Annotated in this window: 21 protein-coding genes; 4 read left to right on the plus strand and 17 right to left on the minus strand. The window is 40.5% G+C overall.

The features are described from left to right. Nucleotides 1–9 precede the first annotated feature (9 nt). From MHB67_RS14235 to MHB67_RS14280, 10 genes are all read right to left on the minus strand, one after another. A complete protein-coding gene (locus tag MHB67_RS14235) occupies nt 10–1,098 on the minus strand; it encodes an XkdF-like putative serine protease domain-containing protein (RefSeq protein WP_342492589.1) in 1,089 nt (362 codons plus the stop codon). 38 nt (nt 1,099–1,136) lie between these two features. Next, nucleotides 1,137–2,594, minus strand: a complete 1,458-nt coding sequence (locus MHB67_RS14240) for a phage portal protein (protein WP_342492590.1) — start codon at nt 2,592–2,594, stop codon at nt 1,137–1,139. After that, complete coding sequence (locus MHB67_RS14245) at nt 2,591–3,892, minus strand: PBSX family phage terminase large subunit (protein WP_342492931.1); 1,302 nt, start codon at nt 3,890–3,892, stop codon at nt 2,591–2,593. The genes MHB67_RS14240 and MHB67_RS14245 overlap by 4 nt, the downstream gene beginning before the upstream one ends. 8 nt (nt 3,893–3,900) lie before the next feature. Further along, nucleotides 3,901–4,545 carry a phage terminase small subunit gene (gene terS / locus MHB67_RS14250; RefSeq protein ID WP_041088556.1) on the minus strand — a complete coding sequence of 215 codons (645 nt, stop codon included), beginning with the start codon at nt 4,543–4,545 and terminating at the stop codon, nt 3,901–3,903. A 152-nt stretch (nt 4,546–4,697) separates the two neighbouring features. Beyond that, the gene (locus MHB67_RS14255) at nt 4,698–5,216 is read right to left on the minus strand and encodes a sigma-70 family RNA polymerase sigma factor (RefSeq protein WP_024423267.1); all 519 of its coding nucleotides are present in this window, start codon (nt 5,214–5,216) and stop codon (nt 4,698–4,700) included. A gap of 130 nt (nt 5,217–5,346) precedes the next feature. Next, on the minus strand, nt 5,347–5,553 hold the full coding sequence (locus tag MHB67_RS14260) for an XtrA/YqaO family protein (protein WP_025094214.1): 207 nt from the start codon (nt 5,551–5,553) through the stop codon (nt 5,347–5,349). Further along, nucleotides 5,550–5,951 carry a holliday junction resolvase gene (locus tag MHB67_RS14265; RefSeq protein ID WP_342492591.1) on the minus strand — a complete coding sequence of 134 codons (402 nt, stop codon included), beginning with the start codon at nt 5,949–5,951 and terminating at the stop codon, nt 5,550–5,552. The genes MHB67_RS14260 and MHB67_RS14265 overlap by 4 nt, the downstream gene beginning before the upstream one ends. 50 nt (nt 5,952–6,001) lie before the next feature. After that, entirely contained in the window at nt 6,002–6,244 is a 243-nt protein-coding gene (locus MHB67_RS14270; RefSeq protein ID WP_080780803.1) for a hypothetical protein, read from the minus strand. Next, a complete protein-coding gene (locus tag MHB67_RS14275; protein ID WP_162860191.1) occupies nt 6,222–6,374 on the minus strand; it encodes a hypothetical protein in 153 nt (50 codons plus the stop codon). Before MHB67_RS14275 ends, MHB67_RS14270 begins: the two co-directional genes overlap by 23 nt. Further along, nucleotides 6,371–6,634, minus strand: coding sequence for a helix-turn-helix transcriptional regulator (locus MHB67_RS14280; RefSeq protein ID WP_151863265.1), 264 nt, complete (start codon nt 6,632–6,634; stop codon nt 6,371–6,373). Before MHB67_RS14280 ends, MHB67_RS14275 begins: the two co-directional genes overlap by 4 nt. Before the next feature lie 159 nt (nt 6,635–6,793). Here MHB67_RS14280 and MHB67_RS14285 point away from each other — a divergent pair, with 159 nt between their 5' ends. The 3 genes from MHB67_RS14285 to bioB all read left to right on the plus strand — a co-directional run bounded on the left by MHB67_RS14285 (nt 6,794) and on the right by bioB (nt 8,887). Continuing rightward, nucleotides 6,794–7,171, plus strand: coding sequence for a helix-turn-helix transcriptional regulator (locus tag MHB67_RS14285; protein ID WP_024423272.1), 378 nt, complete (start codon nt 6,794–6,796; stop codon nt 7,169–7,171). 218 nt (nt 7,172–7,389) lie between these two features. Beyond that, on the plus strand, nt 7,390–7,740 hold the full coding sequence (locus tag MHB67_RS14290) for a hypothetical protein (protein WP_024425911.1): 351 nt from the start codon (nt 7,390–7,392) through the stop codon (nt 7,738–7,740). 151 nt (nt 7,741–7,891) lie between these two features. Then, nucleotides 7,892–8,887: a biotin synthase BioB gene (bioB, locus tag MHB67_RS14295; protein ID WP_342492592.1), complete on the plus strand. Its 996-nt coding sequence runs from the start codon at nt 7,892–7,894 to the stop codon at nt 8,885–8,887. A 35-nt stretch (nt 8,888–8,922) separates the two neighbouring features. Here the strand turns inward: bioB and MHB67_RS14300 are convergent, their stop codons facing one another. From MHB67_RS14300 to MHB67_RS14315, 4 genes are all read right to left on the minus strand, one after another. Beyond that, nucleotides 8,923–9,396 (minus strand): stress protein, encoded by a 474-nt coding sequence (locus tag MHB67_RS14300; protein ID WP_234107329.1) that lies wholly within the window; start codon nt 9,394–9,396, stop codon nt 8,923–8,925. Nucleotides 9,397–9,566: 170 nt separating this feature from the next. After that, nucleotides 9,567–10,400 carry an undecaprenyl-diphosphate phosphatase gene (locus MHB67_RS14305; protein WP_025094210.1) on the minus strand — a complete coding sequence of 278 codons (834 nt, stop codon included), beginning with the start codon at nt 10,398–10,400 and terminating at the stop codon, nt 9,567–9,569. Between the two features lie 127 nt (nt 10,401–10,527). Beyond that, complete coding sequence (locus MHB67_RS14310) at nt 10,528–11,670, minus strand: AI-2E family transporter (RefSeq protein ID WP_024423275.1); 1,143 nt, start codon at nt 11,668–11,670, stop codon at nt 10,528–10,530. A 65-nt stretch (nt 11,671–11,735) separates the two neighbouring features. After that, the gene (locus MHB67_RS14315) at nt 11,736–12,128 is read right to left on the minus strand and encodes a DoxX family protein (protein ID WP_044332505.1); all 393 of its coding nucleotides are present in this window, start codon (nt 12,126–12,128) and stop codon (nt 11,736–11,738) included. A gap of 197 nt (nt 12,129–12,325) precedes the next feature. Between MHB67_RS14315 and MHB67_RS14320 the strand changes: the two genes are divergently transcribed. Further along, the gene (locus MHB67_RS14320; RefSeq protein WP_342492593.1) at nt 12,326–13,318 is read left to right on the plus strand and encodes a Gfo/Idh/MocA family oxidoreductase; all 993 of its coding nucleotides are present in this window, start codon (nt 12,326–12,328) and stop codon (nt 13,316–13,318) included. Nucleotides 13,319–13,391: 73 nt separating this feature from the next. Here MHB67_RS14320 and MHB67_RS14325 read toward each other — a convergent pair whose 3' ends face one another. From MHB67_RS14325 to MHB67_RS14335, 3 genes are all read right to left on the minus strand, one after another. Beyond that, a complete protein-coding gene (locus tag MHB67_RS14325; protein WP_024423278.1) occupies nt 13,392–13,916 on the minus strand; it encodes a type 1 glutamine amidotransferase domain-containing protein in 525 nt (174 codons plus the stop codon). Between the two features lie 90 nt (nt 13,917–14,006). After that, nucleotides 14,007–15,998 carry a methyl-accepting chemotaxis protein gene (locus MHB67_RS14330; protein WP_103131540.1) on the minus strand — a complete coding sequence of 664 codons (1,992 nt, stop codon included), beginning with the start codon at nt 15,996–15,998 and terminating at the stop codon, nt 14,007–14,009. A gap of 164 nt (nt 15,999–16,162) precedes the next feature. Continuing rightward, the gene (locus MHB67_RS14335) at nt 16,163–18,139 is read right to left on the minus strand and encodes a methyl-accepting chemotaxis protein (RefSeq protein ID WP_024423280.1); all 1,977 of its coding nucleotides are present in this window, start codon (nt 18,137–18,139) and stop codon (nt 16,163–16,165) included. Nucleotides 18,140–18,201: the final 62 nt, after the last annotated feature.

Consider the following 18,201-nt stretch of genomic DNA (forward strand, 5'->3'; position numbering starts at 1 on the left):
TATTTAGGCTTATAGTAAGCCATCCCATATGGGCTTTGTACTGTCGTTTTGTGTATCGTGGATTGTTTGTTTTGACATACCGCGCGCTTTTTCAAGCATGTGAATCCGCTCTGAAATAGGCAAAAGCTGCTGCTGAAGCACTTGCTCAAGCGATGCTTTTTCTCTGCTGGCTGATTTCTCTAAGGAAGAAAGCTGATGACGAATCGGTGCAACGACTTGCTCAAGCACCTTTTGGACAGGTTCTTCCTCTGTTTGATCTGTTTCCTGCTGTTCTGCCTGCTGTAAGACGTGTTCAATGGCCATTTTTGCTTTTTCAAGCTCTTGTACTTGCTCCGTTGTCAGAGCGGCATCTTGTTTTTGTACGGAGGCTGGCCTTTCACCAATCGTTTGAAGCACATCCTCTGTCTTCAAAATGTCCTGCACGATTGGCAGCAATTGCTCAAGCGCTGATCTTACACCCGCCTCATCACCATCACTTGACTGTAAGGTTTCCAGCAGATGGTCTAAAACGCTCCAAAATTGTTGTGACATGTTTGCACCTTCCTCTTTCAAAAAGAAATTTTTCAGCAAAGAAAAAAGCCCTCTCTCATTTGTGCTTTGAGATAGGAGCTGATCTTGTTCTTCTATTGCTACGATGTCCGCCGTTCCAGCCATTGAATACCCTGTAATGTGGCCTTTCTGAATTTGATCCCAAATCTCTTGGGAAGCCTTTGTTACAAGTACCCACGATCCTTTTCGAATCAGCTCACCGCCTACCTCAAAATCAGCGGGGGCAATGTATGATTCAACAACCTCGCCCACACCATGTTGAAAATCATGCTGCTTGTCAATGTGGCGGGCATCCTTCATAAAACCATGTGCCGCTCTTTCAATTTCTTTTGCAGACATAAAGTCTTGGTGTGCATCAGGTGTATTCGGTTCATACACGACACCATACACAAGGCGATGAGCATCTTCTGCCTTTGTCAGCACACTAACCTCCTTTTGAAAGTCAGGCTGACTCTTCTTTGCCTTCATCAAAAAGAATTTCTTTTTGTTTGCGGCTCTATCCACATAGGAAACATGCGTAATTTTTGCGTTTTTTAATTCTCTTGGCATATGTTCACCCCCTTTCAAAAAAGCGCATGCGCTTCGGTTTATTTCTTCAGCTGATTCGCCTCTCGTTGAGGCTGTTGTTCGGCTGATGTCATGCGGCTTTCTAAAGGTCTGTGATAAAGATCCTCCGGCCATTCCTCTAACGTTTTCCCAAGGATACGTCCCGCTAGATCTCGCAAATCGTTTGGTGACACTGCCCCAGCCTGAATAAACGGTGTCAGAACCTTGGCAATCTCTAATGGATCTCTAAAGTCAGGACCATTTAATAGGAAACGAACATGCCAAATATCAAGATCCGGCAAGAAAAGGGTATTGAGCTTTCCTGTGATGAGATGCCGTTCAGGCTGAAATACCTGTTCTTCTGTTGTTTTTCGCGCCGTATCGGCTGTCGCTTTGTTATAGTCTTGAGACTCACCTGTGTAAATAGGCGGCAGGCGAAAAGCAGAGCGGATTTTGTTTCTTGTTTTTTCATCGTATTCTAAAAAGAGTGCATCTTCTTGCAAGATCTCTGCTAGGGATTTAAAATTCACTTTGACATTTGAGACATCTTCTTCTCCAGTTAACCCTTTTTCCGTCGGGAGACCTTCGACTTCAAGCAATAGAAATTTATGTGCATGATCAGAGCCTTCAATATCGTCCATATAATCCTGAAGCTGCTGATAGGAAGACTCAGACAGCATTCCATTTTCGACAATGATGGCACCAGGTACATGCCGCCCTTGTTTAAAATAAAGATAGTTCAATTCTTCTGCCTTGCGTGCCCCATACATATTGACGATGTTGCCAATCCAGCGGGGAATCCCATACATTCCACTGCCGATTTTAAAATGAATCACTTCTGTTGCGCGCAGCGGCTCCGGGGTGGTGTCATCGTATTTGCCTGTTTCACAATGTAAAATGCGCGGATCACCATACTCCTTGAAGAAGACTTTCTTTTCATTAATCACCTGCACATATTTACGGAATCGTTTCTTTCGATTCATTGTTTTCAATTCGCCGTTTTCTGTATACCGGAATTCAACATCAACTGGCTCACTAAGCTTGCAAATACGGATATGGAGCGCATCTAAATACTCGATTCCTGCCGGCTTTCCCTGACCATCTCGGAGAACCTCTAAAAAACCATTCCCCGTTTTCTCCCGGTCTTCGATGACATAGCCAAGCACCACATCAGCAGACTCATCATAGTTCATGTATTTCGTAAACTCTTCAAGTCTTGTCCATTCCTTCTCTGCTGCTTTCTTTTTTGCCGGTTTCACACCTTCTGCATTAAAGTCAAAGGCATATTCTACACCAAAACCAAAGCCTAAAATATTGGTCTTATACGCATCAATACATTGCTGAAGAATGGTTGAATATTCTGCCATGCTTTTTAATTCATTGAAATTGTAAGGCGGGGGAACAATGTCATCTTTTTCGTAGGAAAATTCATCTGCATACATTTGTTTTGTATGATCAGACATGTTTGCCTTCATAATGGTTGCTTTCAATTGTTTCATTGTATGGACCTCCTCTCTCTGTTTGGACGGACACGCTCTGAGGCGGTCTGTTTCAAATCTGTCACTTCATAATCATCCAGCGCATACCAGATGGCTGATAAAGTGTGCGGATCGATTTGAAATTCATCTTCCTCTAGACGTCCATCCTTATCTGCCTTATAGGTTAGTGATTGAAGTTCATAGATGGTATATGGACAAGCATCAGAACAAATAATTTTCTTAAACCGTTTGATTTTTTTTGTATACTGCAAACGTGAGCCTTGGAATTTATGTGCCGCTATCATTTGAAAGCCGCGCTGCCGAAAATAGTGAATGGTTTTAGGTTCGGCTGCGTCGGCTTTAATCAGTTCCTTTGATTCAATGAACTCTTTCAAGTCAGTGGCTGTTTCATCATCTGTTTTCCCGCGATCGTAATATTCCCAATAAATATATAAGTACTTTTTTTCATGATCGACAGCTAACCGAATGAGCGCATTGTATGATTCAACAAATCCAAAATCCATCCCTGCTCGTTTCAGCGGTCTGTCAATCTGCTGAATGGCTTCTAATACATCAGAATGGTTTCTCACCTCAAATTGAGGAAAAACCTTTGTGCCATTAATGCCGAAATACCCCTTCCTCGCAATACGATAGAGATCTGGATCATACTCTTTCAGCTCATCCAGCTGCTTCACGTAGCTTTTAGGAAGGAATAGGTTATCTTCCGCCGTGGAGTGATGGTAATACGTATCCTTGATGACAACGGTTCGCTTTTTGTATAATGTTTCGTCATCTAAAACAAATCGCTTCAGCTGTTCATCTCGAAAAAAATGTCTGTACGTCCAATTATCCTGACCAACAGGATTCGTCGATAACATCATATAAAGCGGTAAGGATGGATGCCTCAGCCTTCCAAGCAGCTCTTTAAAACCTTCATAAGAAACCTCTGAACATTCCTCAATCCAAATGATCGAGATGTTGTTGATCGATTTCAATTTTTCAGGCTTGTCCAGTCCTTTAAATAGGATGCTGCTGCCGTTTCGAAATGTTAGTGCAAGCGGCGAACTTCGGCACTTCACCACGTGGTCGATGCCGAGGTCGCTAACGATTTCTTGTAATAAAGAAAAGGTTGATTCGCGGTGCGTATCATACACTTCTCGAATGACAAGTGCTGTCCGCTTTTCTTCCAACAGCTTTAAGACAAGCTTTAAAGCAATGTGATAGCTTTTAGAGGAGCCATAGCCCCCTACTAAAAATTGAAACTTTTGATTCCAATCGAATAGAAAATGTTCAAAATGAGGATTGACTTCTTTTTCAATCAATGGCGTCATGAGTCGTCCTCTTTTCGCTTGATCATAATTTGAAGATCTTCCTCTTTTTCTTCACGCACTGCTTTTTTCGTTTTTTCGATCGTCAGTTCAATTTGCTTCAGCCTTAATCTTCGTTCATCCTTCGCATGTGCGAGCTCTTCAAACTGTTTTATTAGACGTCTGAGTTCACCCATTGCACGGGATTGTGCATTTAAAAACGTGGCATGCCGATCCCATGAAAATTGAAACGAGTATTCTTCTGAGGTGATGTCTAGTTCTGGCTGAATGCCTTCGCCTGTTTCTTCTAATGAAGATGGCATGTATGCCGCCTTTTTCAGCTCTTTAATCATGTCCTCTTGATCTGCTACATACATGATTCGCTGCGCACGAATAATGGCTGCATATTGAATTTGAATTTGATCCCAGATTAAATCAAGCGATGTGCGTCCATCCATTTTCTCCATGATTTCAATCGTTTCATCTGAAAGAAATTGATTGAAAATCGAGTGTGCTTGCTTTGACGAAGTTTTTTGTCTTTGCCATCCGTATCGCCTTTTCCACGATTTGACGGTATGGATCGAGACATTGTAATAATCAGCAATTTGCTGGTACGTCATCCCCTTCATATAATCCTGCTTGGCCTCTATCCGTTTATCTTTCATTTACATTCACCTGCCGCCTCCTTTTAATTCGAATGATTCCCTCTGAAGGAATCATTTGTGTAGGGCTAGCAAACATTCGTTTGGTCTTTCTAACTATAGGTGGCAACTGTAAGACAAGCTTTAGCTGTTTTATTTTTGAACAGAAAAAACACCTATTCAGCAGCTCTGAATAGGCGTTCTTGTACTTTTTTGGACATCTTCGTCCGCGCTCTTTCCATATGTTTTTGGACAGTTCCTTTTTTGACATCCAGCATAACCGCAATCTCGCTAAACGATAACCCTTGTGTTGTGTGCATAAAGAATACGTCCTTTTCTCGATCTGTTAAAACAGACAAAGCTTCATCAATTCGTCTTTTGTCTCTCTCACTGACTTCTCTTTCTTTCTCTTGAATAAGGGTATATTCATGTGATAAAGCCTCTAACACTTCTGGATTTGCGAGAATGGTACGCTGATAGACTGAACGTCTGTCTAATCCTCTGCGCGCACCTGGCTCTCTTCCGATTTGAAGCCATTCTACTACGTATTCCAGATCGCTTACCATACTGGCGATCATTTTTTTATCATGCTTGTCTTGAACGGACAGCTGATGTTCTTCTTTTTCTTTAAATGGTTCATATTGTTTTCTAGCATTCTTTAAAGCTCTTTTATATTCAATGAGTAAATCTTGCATATTGGCTCTCTCCCTTTTTTAAGAAAATAAAAAACGGACACCAATCAAGCCCCCTTTTAGCAGGGTCTTGATCAGTGTCCGCAGGCTTTCCGTCTTGGACATAATATTGTGCTTTGATGTGTTCAGTCAGTTAGCTGATTTTAAAACCAATCTCGTGATCTACTCTTGCAAAATGACCTTTTGCCGTTTGAATAATGGTTTTTCCATGTTCAGGTACATCCATTTTATAAGCCGTTCCTACATTCCCATCTAACACAATGACTTGAATTTTTCCTTTTTCCATCTCACCGACAAATGTTTGGTTTTCTTGAATGAGTAATTGTTTTGGCTCGTTCATATGCTTGTCTCCTTTTTTAGTAATGGCCTCGTGCCACCACCTACCGTATTGATAATGATTTCAACTCTTGGGCACATACTATAAAACTGAGAAACTCTTAAATCGACCACCTGCAGAGGGACTTCATCAGCTATAGAATGAAGTGCTTCTTGAATATGCTGTAGACTTGGCTGAAAGATGCTGACGTGTACCGGGCGTATCAACCCTTTTTCTGCGTATGTACGCTTTTTTTGGCAGTCAGCTATGTCAAATGGCATGTGATCAAATAAACGAATTTCAAGTGATAGTGCGCCTTTTAATTTTTGCGGGCATTGCCCTTTTGCAGCTGATCGTATTCTTTTCATCAATGTCTCTTTTGTTAACAAATGCTCATGTTCAATAATTAAATGGATGACCATGTTATGATCTCCCGTCATCCTTTGACCACTGGCGGATGTCTTGTTCGTTTTTACTCGCTTTGAGCAAGCATTTCAAAAATGTCATGATTTGCTTCCATCGTTTCACGTTGCCCTGATTCCTCCTTTTTTGTATCATCGACCTTAGCCTCCAGGAGGGTCATATATGTCTCTTTATCTTCTGCTGTGGCAAAAACAAACATCGGTTTCTGACGATGAAAGGCGATCCAGCCGCCAGCTTGATCTAAACAAAGCTGCGCTTCTTTTCTAGCATCAAACGTCAGCTGATGTCTCATCTTCTTCAGCTCCCTCCAAGCTGTCCTCAATTTCTGTTTGGTATCCATATCGTTTCATGTCATATAACCAATAGCTTTTTGGATAACCAAAGTCACTCATCTGAGTCACCATCGGATGTTCAATATTCATTCTGCTCGTCTCCCCTTTTCTAAGAACCGATCTTCCCTTAAGGAATTACTCTTTTCGTGTAACTTTTGGTCAAAAAAAAGCTCTTGAACCCCGGTATTCAGCAAATCTGCAATATGCTTTGCTATTTCTAAGCTAGGCTTCGTTCTGCCCATTTCGATATTCGCATAGCCGCTTGTGTACTTATATCCCAATTTTTTCGCCATATAGGTTTGTATTTTTCCTTGCAATATGCGCTCTTCTCGTAAATTTTCAAGTTTCATCTTTCCACCTCTTACTCAATATGTGTAAGTTATATTCATTATGATAATATACACGAAACGAGTAAGTCAATCACATTTTTATTCTTTTTGTGTATTTATTTATCTTTTCCGTGTAATTCATGATAAAATTTATTCATAACAAGAAAAAAGGTGTTTCTGATGGATAATTTGACTGGGAAGATTCTAACTGAATTAAGAGAGAAGCATGGATGGAGCAAGTCAACAGTTGCTAAAAAACTCGGATTAAAGGCAATGTCCACTTATGCAAACTGGGAATACGGCTTGAGAAAACCCGACGGTGAAATGATTGTGAAAATTGCCGAGTTATATGGGGTCTCAACCGATTATCTTCTCACAGGTAAGGACAAAGGCAGGCCCGATGACGATCTTGCAGACGATCCTGATTTGCAAATTGCGTTTAAAGCAGCCTCAGATTTTTCCGAAGAAGCACGAAGACAAACCATCGATTTTATTAACTACATTAGAGAAAAAGAGAAGCAAAAAGGTCGTCAGCCAAAAAAGCGTGACGACCATTGAGCATCTCTTTTCATCTGCTTTACGCTGGGACGAACCCAGCTTTTTTTATACCTCTTTTTCCCTTAAAAAAGAAATAGCATATGAATAAAAAATCATGTCTTTTCCAACAAATATGTGACAATTTTCATCATAATTACTCTTTTTTTCATATATTTTAATTGACAAATAATTCTATTATTATTAATATATGTATATACCAAAAAAGAGGAGTGTTACCGATGAAAAAATTCATGAAAATCTGTACATTGTCTTTAGCTGCTGTAGGTGCTCTTACGTTCTCTCAAACTGAAGGTGCTCATGCAGCTGCACAGCCAAAAGAACCAGTCATAGCAAAAGCTCCTATTATGAATAAAGTAATTACGGTGAACCGTACACTTTCTGTAGGTTCTTCAATCGCCGTCTCTCTTCCAGCAAGCCAAATTTCTGTGTCGGGTGCAACGTATGCGATTCAATTAGATCAAACAGCTCCAAACTTTACTTGGATTCGCGCTGTACAACGCGGTTCTGTAACAGTTTCCTACTATAATTCACTAGGCGAGCTTGTGATTAACTATATTACTGTTCGATAAACAATCTAGCTTTACATATCTAAAGGCGATGACATGAAGTCATCGCCTTTTGGTGTTTAGAGTCGGTTTCATCTGAATCATGATTGCCAACATCCGCCCAATATGTTAACTTTTAATAAAAATAAGTTAACATATTAAGGGGGCATTCATGATGAGAGAGCAGCTGTCTTTGTCTTGGGAAGCGATAGTAGAGAAAGCGCTGAAAAATGAACCGATCACGGCGCAAGAGGGTCTAGACATTCTAGAAGCTGACGATAGAGAATTGTTATCTATTATGCAAGCAGCCTATCAGGTACGATTTCATTTTTTTCAAAAAAAGGTGAAATTAAATATGATTTTTAACGCGAAAAGTGGATATTGCCCTGAGAACTGTGGATATTGTTCACAGTCGATGATTTCAAAAGCACCAGTTGAAAGATATACAATGCTTGATCAAAAGACCATTGTAGCTGGTGCGCGTGAAGCTCTTAAAAGAAAAGCCGGGACTTATTGTATTGTGGCAAGCGGGAGAGCGCCTTCTCATAGGGAATTAGATGAAGTCACAGCAGCAGTCAAGGAGATCACTGAAACGATGCCTTTGAAGGTGTGTGCCTGTCTTGGGTTATTAAATGAAGAAAAAGCGAAGCGGCTGAAGGAAGCGGGTGTTCATCGGTATAATCACAATATCAATACACATCATGATCATCATGCTCAAATTACGACAACTCATACATACGATGACCGCGTGTCGACCATTGAGCAGGTCAAACAGTCTGGCATGTCACCTTGCTCAGGGGTCATTATTGGAATGGGTGAGACCAATCAGCAGATCGTTGAAATGGCTTTTGCGCTTAGAGCACTTGATGCGGATTCAATTCCAGTCAACTTTCTTCATGCCATCGAGGGAACACCGCTTGAGCATCAAAAACGAACACATCCTATCAAAGCATTGAAAGTGCTGGCAATGATGAGATTTGTCAATCCAACAAAGGAAATTCGGGTATCCGGGGGCAGAGAATTTAATTTACGGACGCTCCAGCCGCTCGCACTTTATGCGGCAAATTCCATTTTCGTTGGTGATTATTTAACAACAAAAGGCCAGCAAGTCCAAACGGATCATCACATCATTGAAGATTTAGGGTTTGAAATAGAAGAATGTGCGTTATAAAAAAAGTCTGCCGATTCACCGGCAGACTTCTAAGATTAGAATCTTTTATGAAAATCGACAGTTCCGCTTCCATCTTCTCGGTCAAAGCTGCCAACAAACGTCCAGTTAATATATCCACCGTCGCCATTATTGACAAACGTACCATCTTCAAATACCCAAATACCAAACGTAATACCGTCATATTCAACACTATCATAGTAAACAACATTGTTCAGACCGCTAAAGTCGTGGTCTTGGCTTAAGTTTTGGACAACTACGTTGTAGTTTTGACCTGCTTCATAGAACGCACTGTATGCTGCATTTTTTACGAATCCATCACGATTTTGAGATGACTTTACTGCTTGTTCAATTTTATCGGCAATGGCTACTGGATCAATTGAGACACTTCCATCAACACCTGTTGTTGTAGCAGCTTCAGCCGTTTGACCAAAAGTCGTAAGAGATAGAGGGGCAGCAATCATTGACGCAGCGATGACAGAACCAACAAACATTTTGCTTGTTTTTCTCATTATTTCTAACTCCTCCTTTAATTGGTATGTTTATGTACTACCCCTTTATCTGTCTCTTAAACACTAATTTATGAAAAAAATTCTTATTCTACCAATTAAGAGGGTGTTTTTACTGTTTAATTAGGCGAAATAACAAAAAAACTACTCTTATAAAAGAGTAGTTTACAGTATTACATGAACAGGATAAATAAAATCACACCTAGGATAATTCGGTATATCGCAAAAGGCACCAGTTTGATTTTATTGATCAGTTTTAGGAAGAATCGAACCACAAAGAGAGCCACAACGAACGCACTCACAAAGCCGACGATAAAGAATGGCAGCATGTCTGGTGTTAAATATTCGGCATTTTTCACAAGGGTTAACAAGCTTGCTCCTGCCATAATCGGCATCGCCATGATAAATGTAAAGTCTGCCGCAGCACGGTGATTCAAACCAAGAATAACCCCGCCTGCGATCGTCGAACCTGAGCGCGAAAAGCCTGGCCATAATGCTAAACATTGAAACAGTCCAATATAAAGCGCTTGTCTGTACGTCATGTTATCGACAGAGCTTGTTTCTGTTTTTCGTTTATTGATCCAGTCAGCGACAAGCATCAGCACTGCCCCTAAAATTAAACCGACAGCGACCGTTCTGACGTCAAATAAGTATTTATCAATATAATCTTCAAATAAGAATCCTAAAATGACGGCTGGAACAAGTCCAACTGCAATTTGGGCGATGGTCAGTTTATGCCCGCTGCGCTTTTGCTCTTCGGTGATATTTTTCTTTAAGCCCAATAAGTTTAAAATACGATCTTTAAACACGATCATAACAGCTAAAATTGAGCCTAACTGAATCACCACTTTAAATGTGTTAGCCGCTTCTGGCGTAATAATTTCCTTTGATTTTAGCCAAAGATCATCGACAATGATCATGTGACCTGTAGATGAAACAGGTGCGTACTCTGTTAATCCTTCGACAATTCCTAAAACCAGTGCCACGAATAAATCCCATAGATTCATGATTTTCTTTCCTTTCAATTCTGATCTTTTGAACACGCCAAACATCTATGTCCACATAAAGACAAGCTTCCTTCATCGAAAGCTCGTCTTTATGATACTATATTTTTTTCAAAAAAAGATTATGACATCAAACCTTTTCTTCTTTATACAAATTGGACCGCATTTTGAACCAATCAAATAAGTGAGTCGTGATGACCTTCAGAACGGCATACGTCGGAATAGCGACAATGATGCCGACCACGTTGAACAATTTACCAGCTGTTAATATAACGAAAATAATCGTAATGGGATGAATATGAAGGTTTTTCCCCATCACCTGAGGAGAAATGAATTTCCCTTCAACTAGTTGAACCACTGTCCAGACTATAATGAGTTTTAACAGCATTACTGGTGACGTCACAAGTGCAATCACAATCGCTGGTGTAATCGCAATTGTTGGACCAAGGTAAGGCACTATGCTTGTACATGCAGCAATGATAGCGAGCAGCAGCGCATAGTCAAGTCCAATGATCATATAACCGATTAACAGAAGAACACCGATACAGAAGCTGACAATGATCTGTCCGCGAATATACGAGCTCAGACGGTGGTTCATTTCGTGAAGCATGATATGTGTATGTTCCCTCATTTTACTTGGGAAAAATTTCAATAGATAGTCAGGCAGCTTTTTGCCGTCTTTTAAGAGATAAAACAGAATAAACGGCACAGTCACGATCGAGATGATGACTTCTGTGAGCGCCCCTAAGAATGTTCCTACACCGGTAAAGGTGCTTTCCAAAATCTTCGTCGCTTGACTGGATGCTTTACTTACTAATTCAGACACGTTAAAGTTCATCGAGTTTTGCACTTGATTAATAAAGTTACTTCCTGTTAATTGTCTAATTTGATCTTCTACTGTATCGACGTATTTCGGAAGATTATGAAATAGACTCATGGTTTGAGCTTGTAAAAAAGGAATAATGGACACGATGGTCACTGTAATAATCCCAATAATGACAATATATAAAAGCAAAATGGAATAGATCCGCTTAATTCTTGCTTTCTCTAACAAGTTGACAATTGGATTTAATAAATAATACACGACCCCCGTTAAAATAATCGGTAAGGCAATGGTTTTGACGAGTACAATGAGCGGTGTGAAAATAAATGATGTTTTCATGAAAACAAGGATATTCAATCCAATTAATAACAGGACGAGTAAAAAGAGAACAAACTTGTTATCAAGAAAAAATTTTCTAAATCGACTGCTCCACATTTGCATAGAGTTCATATCGTTCCTCCAAACACGGGCTATTTTATGAGTAAATTGTACACTACTTGATCATGATATGGTGGTCATTGTTTCAGCTTTTTTTCCCATTTTGCAATAGACATCACCCATACAATGAGAATCGGCTGTCCAATAAGCCTTATCCATAGCAAGGCTTGTTCTGTATTTTCTTGACCTGGAAATGGTATTCCCTCACGAGCAGCAAATAAGTTTGCAGGGAAAATGAGTACAAGATAGACAGCAATGGATTTTGCCGCTGTAATCCTGACATTTGGCAAAAGCAGCAGCACGGCCAGCAGCCATTCAAAACATGCAGTCGCATAGACCATTACATATGGAAATGGCCAGCCTGGCATCATGCGGGCAAAGCCGCTCGGCTCTATCACATGAAAAATGCCAGCCGTTATGAATAAAAGCGCAAAGATATATGTACTTCCTATATGCAGGACGCGCTTCATGTTTCCTCCTCTCCCTTCTATCCTGAGTATTACCCGAAGAAGGAAGAAACTACCCACTTTTCGTACATTTTTATCCTTTATGTAAGACGTTTCAGCCTATATAAAGGTTTCATCCGCTTATCAATAAAAAGAATATTCTTTCATACAAACGCTTTCAAAGCATGTATAATCAGAGAAAAGCAGAAGGAGGGAATCACATGATTCGATTTGCTGTCATCGGAACGAACTGGATTACAGATCGGTTCTTACAAGCTGGTGAAGAACTAGCTGATTTTACATGTACAGCCGTCTATTCACGGTCCGCTGAAAAAGGGCAGGCCTTTGCCGAAAAATATGGGATTGATACGATTTTTACGAACTTACAACAAATGGCGGAAAGTGATACGTTTGATGCCGTGTATATTGCGAGTCCAAATGCCCTTCATAAAGAGCAAGCCATGTTGATGATGGAGCATCAAAAGCATGTTTTATGCGAAAAACCATTCGCCTCTCATCGAAAAGAAGTAGAAGAAATGATTGCCGCAGCGAAAAAACATCAAGTATGTTTGATGGAAGCGATGAAAACAACATTTCTGCCAAACTTTCTTCAAATCAAACAGCATCTTGATCAGCTTGGACCTATCAGGCAGGTGGTCGCGCATTACTGTAAATATTCCTCAAGATACGATGCCTATCGAAACGGCGAGCTTCCAAATGCCTTTAAGCCTGAGCTATCCAATGGTTCTTTAATGGATATCGGGGTGTACCTCGTTTACCCAGTCATATCCTTATTTGGTCTGCCGAATCAAATCACCGCGAGAGGCTATAAGCTTTCTTCTGGTGTGGATGGGAACGGTTCAGTCCTTTTACAGTATGACGGGCATCAAGCACTTCTTTTTCATTCTAAAATTTCAACGTCTCATTTATCGGCTGAAATTCAAGGCGAGGATGCCACGATGGTGATTGATCAATTCCACCGTCCTTCACAAATTACGATACATGACCGTGACGGACATCAAACTGACATCTCTCTCAAAGATGATCAGCCAGCTATGTCTTATGAGATTAATCATTTTATTGAGTGTATTCAGCAGGGAATGGGGCAGTCTCCGGTCAATACATTTGCCTTATCTGTTCAAACCATGTCCGTCATGGACGAAGCGAGAAGACAAATGGGCGTGATGTATCCTGCCGACAGACAAAATGTATAGGGCATGAAATGAGGAACAAAGGGCGAATGATTGATTTGTTCGCCCTTTGTTTTTTACGTTTCGTGTCGGTCATTTATTTTGCCGCTAACACATCCGCAAATGCTTTCACATACGGCGGAAGGTCAGGCGGGCGTCTGCTGGAGATGAGGTGGCCATCTGTGACGACTGCCTCATCGAACCAGTCCGCACCAGCATTTGTCATATCATCTTTAATACCAGGTGTACTTGTCACTTGTCTGCCTTTCAGGATTCCTGCTGATATCAGCACCCAGCCGGCATGACAAATCTGACCGATTGGTTTTGCCTTCGCATCAAATGTACGAACGATGTCTAATACTTCTGGATAACGGCGCAGTTTATCAGGCGCCCATCCACCAGGGACAAGCACAGCATCATAATCATCAGCTTGAATGGAATAAAAATCTGCATCGGATACCGCCGGCACACCATACTTCCCAATGTACTCATGATTTGCTTTTTCACCTACAAGATGGACAGTTGCTCCCTCTTCTCTTAATCGCAGAACCGGATACCACAGCTCTAAATCTTCAAAATCATCGCTGACAAACGCAATGACCTTCTTATCTGATAAACGCATACTATCTCTCCTCTTCTTTCGATTTCCTCTATTGTACGAGATGTCCTGTTAAAAAGAAAAGCGGTTCCCCTTGAGGAGAACCACTTAACCTTATTCACTAATCTTGAATTTTTTAATTAAATCACGTAATTCTTCCGCCATTTGGGAAAGAGTTGTGGATGAAGAACTAATCTCTTCCATAGAAGCAAGCTGCTCTTCAGCAGATGCTGCGATATCTTGGATACTTGCTGAACTCTCTCTTGATACATCTGCAATTTCATTCACTGCTTTAGAAATTTGCTCAGACCCTTTCGACAGCTCGCGCACCGTTGTATTCATTTCGTTAATTCTTGCTGCGATTTCCGCTGTTTGTTCATTTATTTGTGAGAAGCTTTCTTTCGTTTGATCTGTAATTGTAAGACCATTCTTCACTTCTTCATTCACTGCTTTGAACATATTTTGAGATGTTTCAATTTCAGTGACGATTTCATTTACAAGCTTTTCAATCTCTTTTGCTGAATCCGATGATTGAACCGCTAGTTTACGCACTTCTTCAGCAACAACAGAGAATCCTCTGCCTGACTCGCCTGCGCGTGCTGCTTCAATGGCGGCATTTAGTGCAAGTAAATTCGTTTGATCCGCAATACCGTTAATCACGCCTAAGATGTTTGTGATATCTTTTGATTTATGCTCTAGCCCGTTGATCACGCCTTCAGCTTCTTTCACTGAATGGTCAATCGTCTTCATTTGGCCAACAGTTTGCTCCACAAGCTGTCCGCCTGTTTCCGCAACTGTTTTTGATTGAATAGATGACGCTGTGATGACATCAGACGTTTCGGCAACTTCGTTCAGACCCTCATTCATTTGTTTTAAATGAGCCGCGCTTTGCTCCACCATTTCGCTTTGATTTTCGTTGCCGTTTGAAAATGTTTCAATAGATGATGTAATATGTTCGGTTGCTTTTGTTGTTTGACCTGCGCTCGCCGTCAGTTCTTCAGATGATGAAGCGACATTCTCAACAGATGTTTGTACAGCTTGAATGACATCTCTTAGGGACTCACTCATTTCATTAAAGCTTGTGCCAAGCTGCCCAATTTCATCTTTTGAGCGGACATCAATTTTTTCTGTCAAATCTCCCTGACTGATCTTCTTCGAAGAAGAGACAAGAGTGGAAAGTGGTTTTGTAATGGAACGGATGATAAAGAAGATTAGAATCCCGCCAATGATAAGCGCGCCTGTTAAAATAATAGCAGCCATGTTAAAGACTGGCTGTGCAGCTTCTTCTACTTCACTGACAAACATCGTCCCGACAATCTTCCAGCCAGTCGCCTTGTTTGTGGTGAACTCCATTTGCTTTTCTTTTCCTTCAAACATATAACTCGTAGATCCTTGATCTTGTGAATACAGCTTTTCTAACCATTCACCACCAGATAATGTTGTTCCAGCTTTTTTCTTTGGATGTGCCACATATTTGCGATCTGGACTTGAAATAAAGGCATAGCCTTGTTTTCCAATATTAATACTATTTGATTCTTTTACAAGATTCGCAATGTCTAGGTTCATCGCAATAACGCCTGATCCATCCTCTAGTTTTTTAGAGATTGTGATTACAAGCGTACCAGTTGATGCTGTTGGATATGGTGCTGAAACAGACAGCTCACCGTTTTTCGCCCAGCCGTCTTTATACCAATCCCGCTCAGTGGCGACATAATCGGCAGGCATTTTTTGATTAGGATATCTTGAAAACACTTTACCGTCACTTGAAGCGACAAAAATGCCTTCTGTGTCATCATTCATACTCATGAACTGCTCAAAGCGTTCTTGAATATCGGTCGTTCCTTTTTGCTTGAGCTTTTTCTCCGTGATCCATTTGCTAAAGAAATCGGCTGCGTCTGTTTTCACTTTTACAACCTTCGTAATATTTTTATCTAGCTGCTCTACGTTTTCCTTAGCACTTTGCATAATTTGATCATTTAAGGAAGTGCTTGCCGTATGGTATGAAGAGAATGCCAATACGATGATTGGGCATAAAAGAATAAATAAGAAAGAGAATACGAGCTTTTTTGAAATAGATGGCTTTCTGAAATACTGTATGAATTTCATAAAAAAGAAAACTCCTTTTAGTAAGATAGTATATATATCGGAAGTACTACTAGGTTCTTTACTTTTTTAACTTATTAAAGTCTAAATAAGTCCAAATTACCCAATTTATATGCATCGAATGGAAAAACACCTGACGTTTTGGCGTCAGGTGCTTCGCTACTCTCTTACATTTTAAATTGTTTAATGAGCTCCCTTAGTTCTTCTGCCATCTGAGATAAAGTGGCAGAGGATGAACTGATCTCTTCCATAGATGCAAGCTGTTCTTCTGCTGATGCCGCGATATCTTGGAAGCCTGCTGAGCTTTCTCTTGAGAGCTCTTTGATTTGATTCACCGCATGAGAAATATCATTTGAGCCATGCGATAGCTCTTTGGCTGATCCGTTCATTTGTTTCATTTGTTCTGTCATTTCTGATGTTTTATCAGTGATTTTCTCAAAACTCACTTTCGTTTCATCTGTAATGTTTAATCCAGATTGTACTTCACCTGCTACTTGTTTAAACATTTTCTGCGATTTTTCTATTTCCTCCACAATTTCGTTCGTCAGGCTTTCAATTTCTTTTGAAGAGCTTCCTGACTGCTCTGCCAATTTGCGGACTTCTTCTGCGACAACAGAGAAGCCTCTGCCTGCTTCACCTGCTCGTGCGGCTTCGATCGCAGCGTTTAAAGCAAGGAGATTCGTTTGATCCGCAATACCGTTGATGACCCCAAGAATGTTTGTAATATCCTTTGATTTCTGCTCCAAGCCTGCAATGACAAGCTCTGCTTCTTTTACTGCCTGCTCAATCGTTTGCATTTGACCTGCTGTTTTTTGAACGAGTTCTCCTCCAGCCTGAGCGGTTTTGCTCGATTCGATCGACGATTCCATCATATGAGAGGTTGTGTCGACCATATGCGATAAGCTCCGATCCATTTCGTTTAACTGGACTGAGCTTTTTTCGATCATATCATTTTGATGTTCAGTGCTGTTTGAGAACTGTTCAATAGATGATGTGATATGCTCAGTCGCTTGAGCTGTCTGTCCTGCACTTGCCGTTAACTCTTCAGACGAGGCAGCCACATTTTCAATGGAATTTTGGACAGCTTGAATGACTTGTTTCAGCTTAGCTGACATGTCGTTAAAGCTTTGCGCAAGTTTACCAATTTCATCGTGTGTACGAACTTCAATATGCTGGGTCAAATCACCTTGACTGATTTTCTCAGCCGATTCTGAGAGCTCTATCAGTGGCTTCCGAATCGATTTAATAATAAAATAAATCGCGATTCCGCCAATGGCAATCGCAGCCGCAAGGATAATCAATGTTAAGTCGAGCACTGGCTGTGCGGCTTCTTTTACTTCATTCACATACATCGTTCCAGCTAGCTTCCAGCCGGTTGCTTCATTTGTGGCAAAAAACATTTGCTTCGGCTGGCCATTGTATTCATATTCAAAGCTGCCTTCTTTTTTATCATATAGTTTTGAGATGAAGTCACCAGTCAGCTTTGTCCCCGCCTTATCGGTTTTATGGGCCACATAACGCTGATCTGATGTGGCGATAAACGCATAGCCTTCTTGGCCAATTTTGATGCTGTTTGTATCTTTTACAACCGTATTTAATCGAACATTCACCCCAATCACACCAGATCCATCTGCTAACTGTTCAGATATTGTGATAAGCAGGTCATCTGATGACTTGTCAGTGAAAGGATCTGAAATGATGAGTTTCTTCTCTCCCATCGATTGCTGAAACCATGGTTCATTTTTTGCGCTCTTTGCATTACCTTTGTGAATCTCGGAATATTCAGTTAGTTTACCATTTTGATCTGCAACAAATACTTCTACTACATCATCATCTGTTTCCGATAATTGCTCTAATTTCACTTTGAGTAAATCTTTGTTTTTAGCAGTCAATTCTTCCTTTTTGACCGATCTGGATAAATATGAAACAATGTCAATTTTAGGCTGTATATCTTTATTAATGAGTTCGTTTAATTGTTGAACACCATTTGCAGCACTAGACATAATCTCATCATTGAGAGACTTTGATGCCACTTCATAAGAAAATGCGGCCAATACGAGAATTGGCACTAGGAGAATCGCTAAGAATGCAGTAATTAATTTCTTCGACATCGTAAAGTGCTTAAAAAAGTTGAATTTTTTCATGACTCTACTCCTTTTGATTTATGATTTGTGGTCTTTCTCTTCTATTCTTAGGTAATATGAAT

Origin of the sequence: Bacillus sp. FSL H8-0516 (assembly GCF_038635285.1) — a bacterium.
GTDB lineage: Bacteria > Bacillota > Bacilli > Bacillales > Bacillaceae > Bacillus > Bacillus safensis.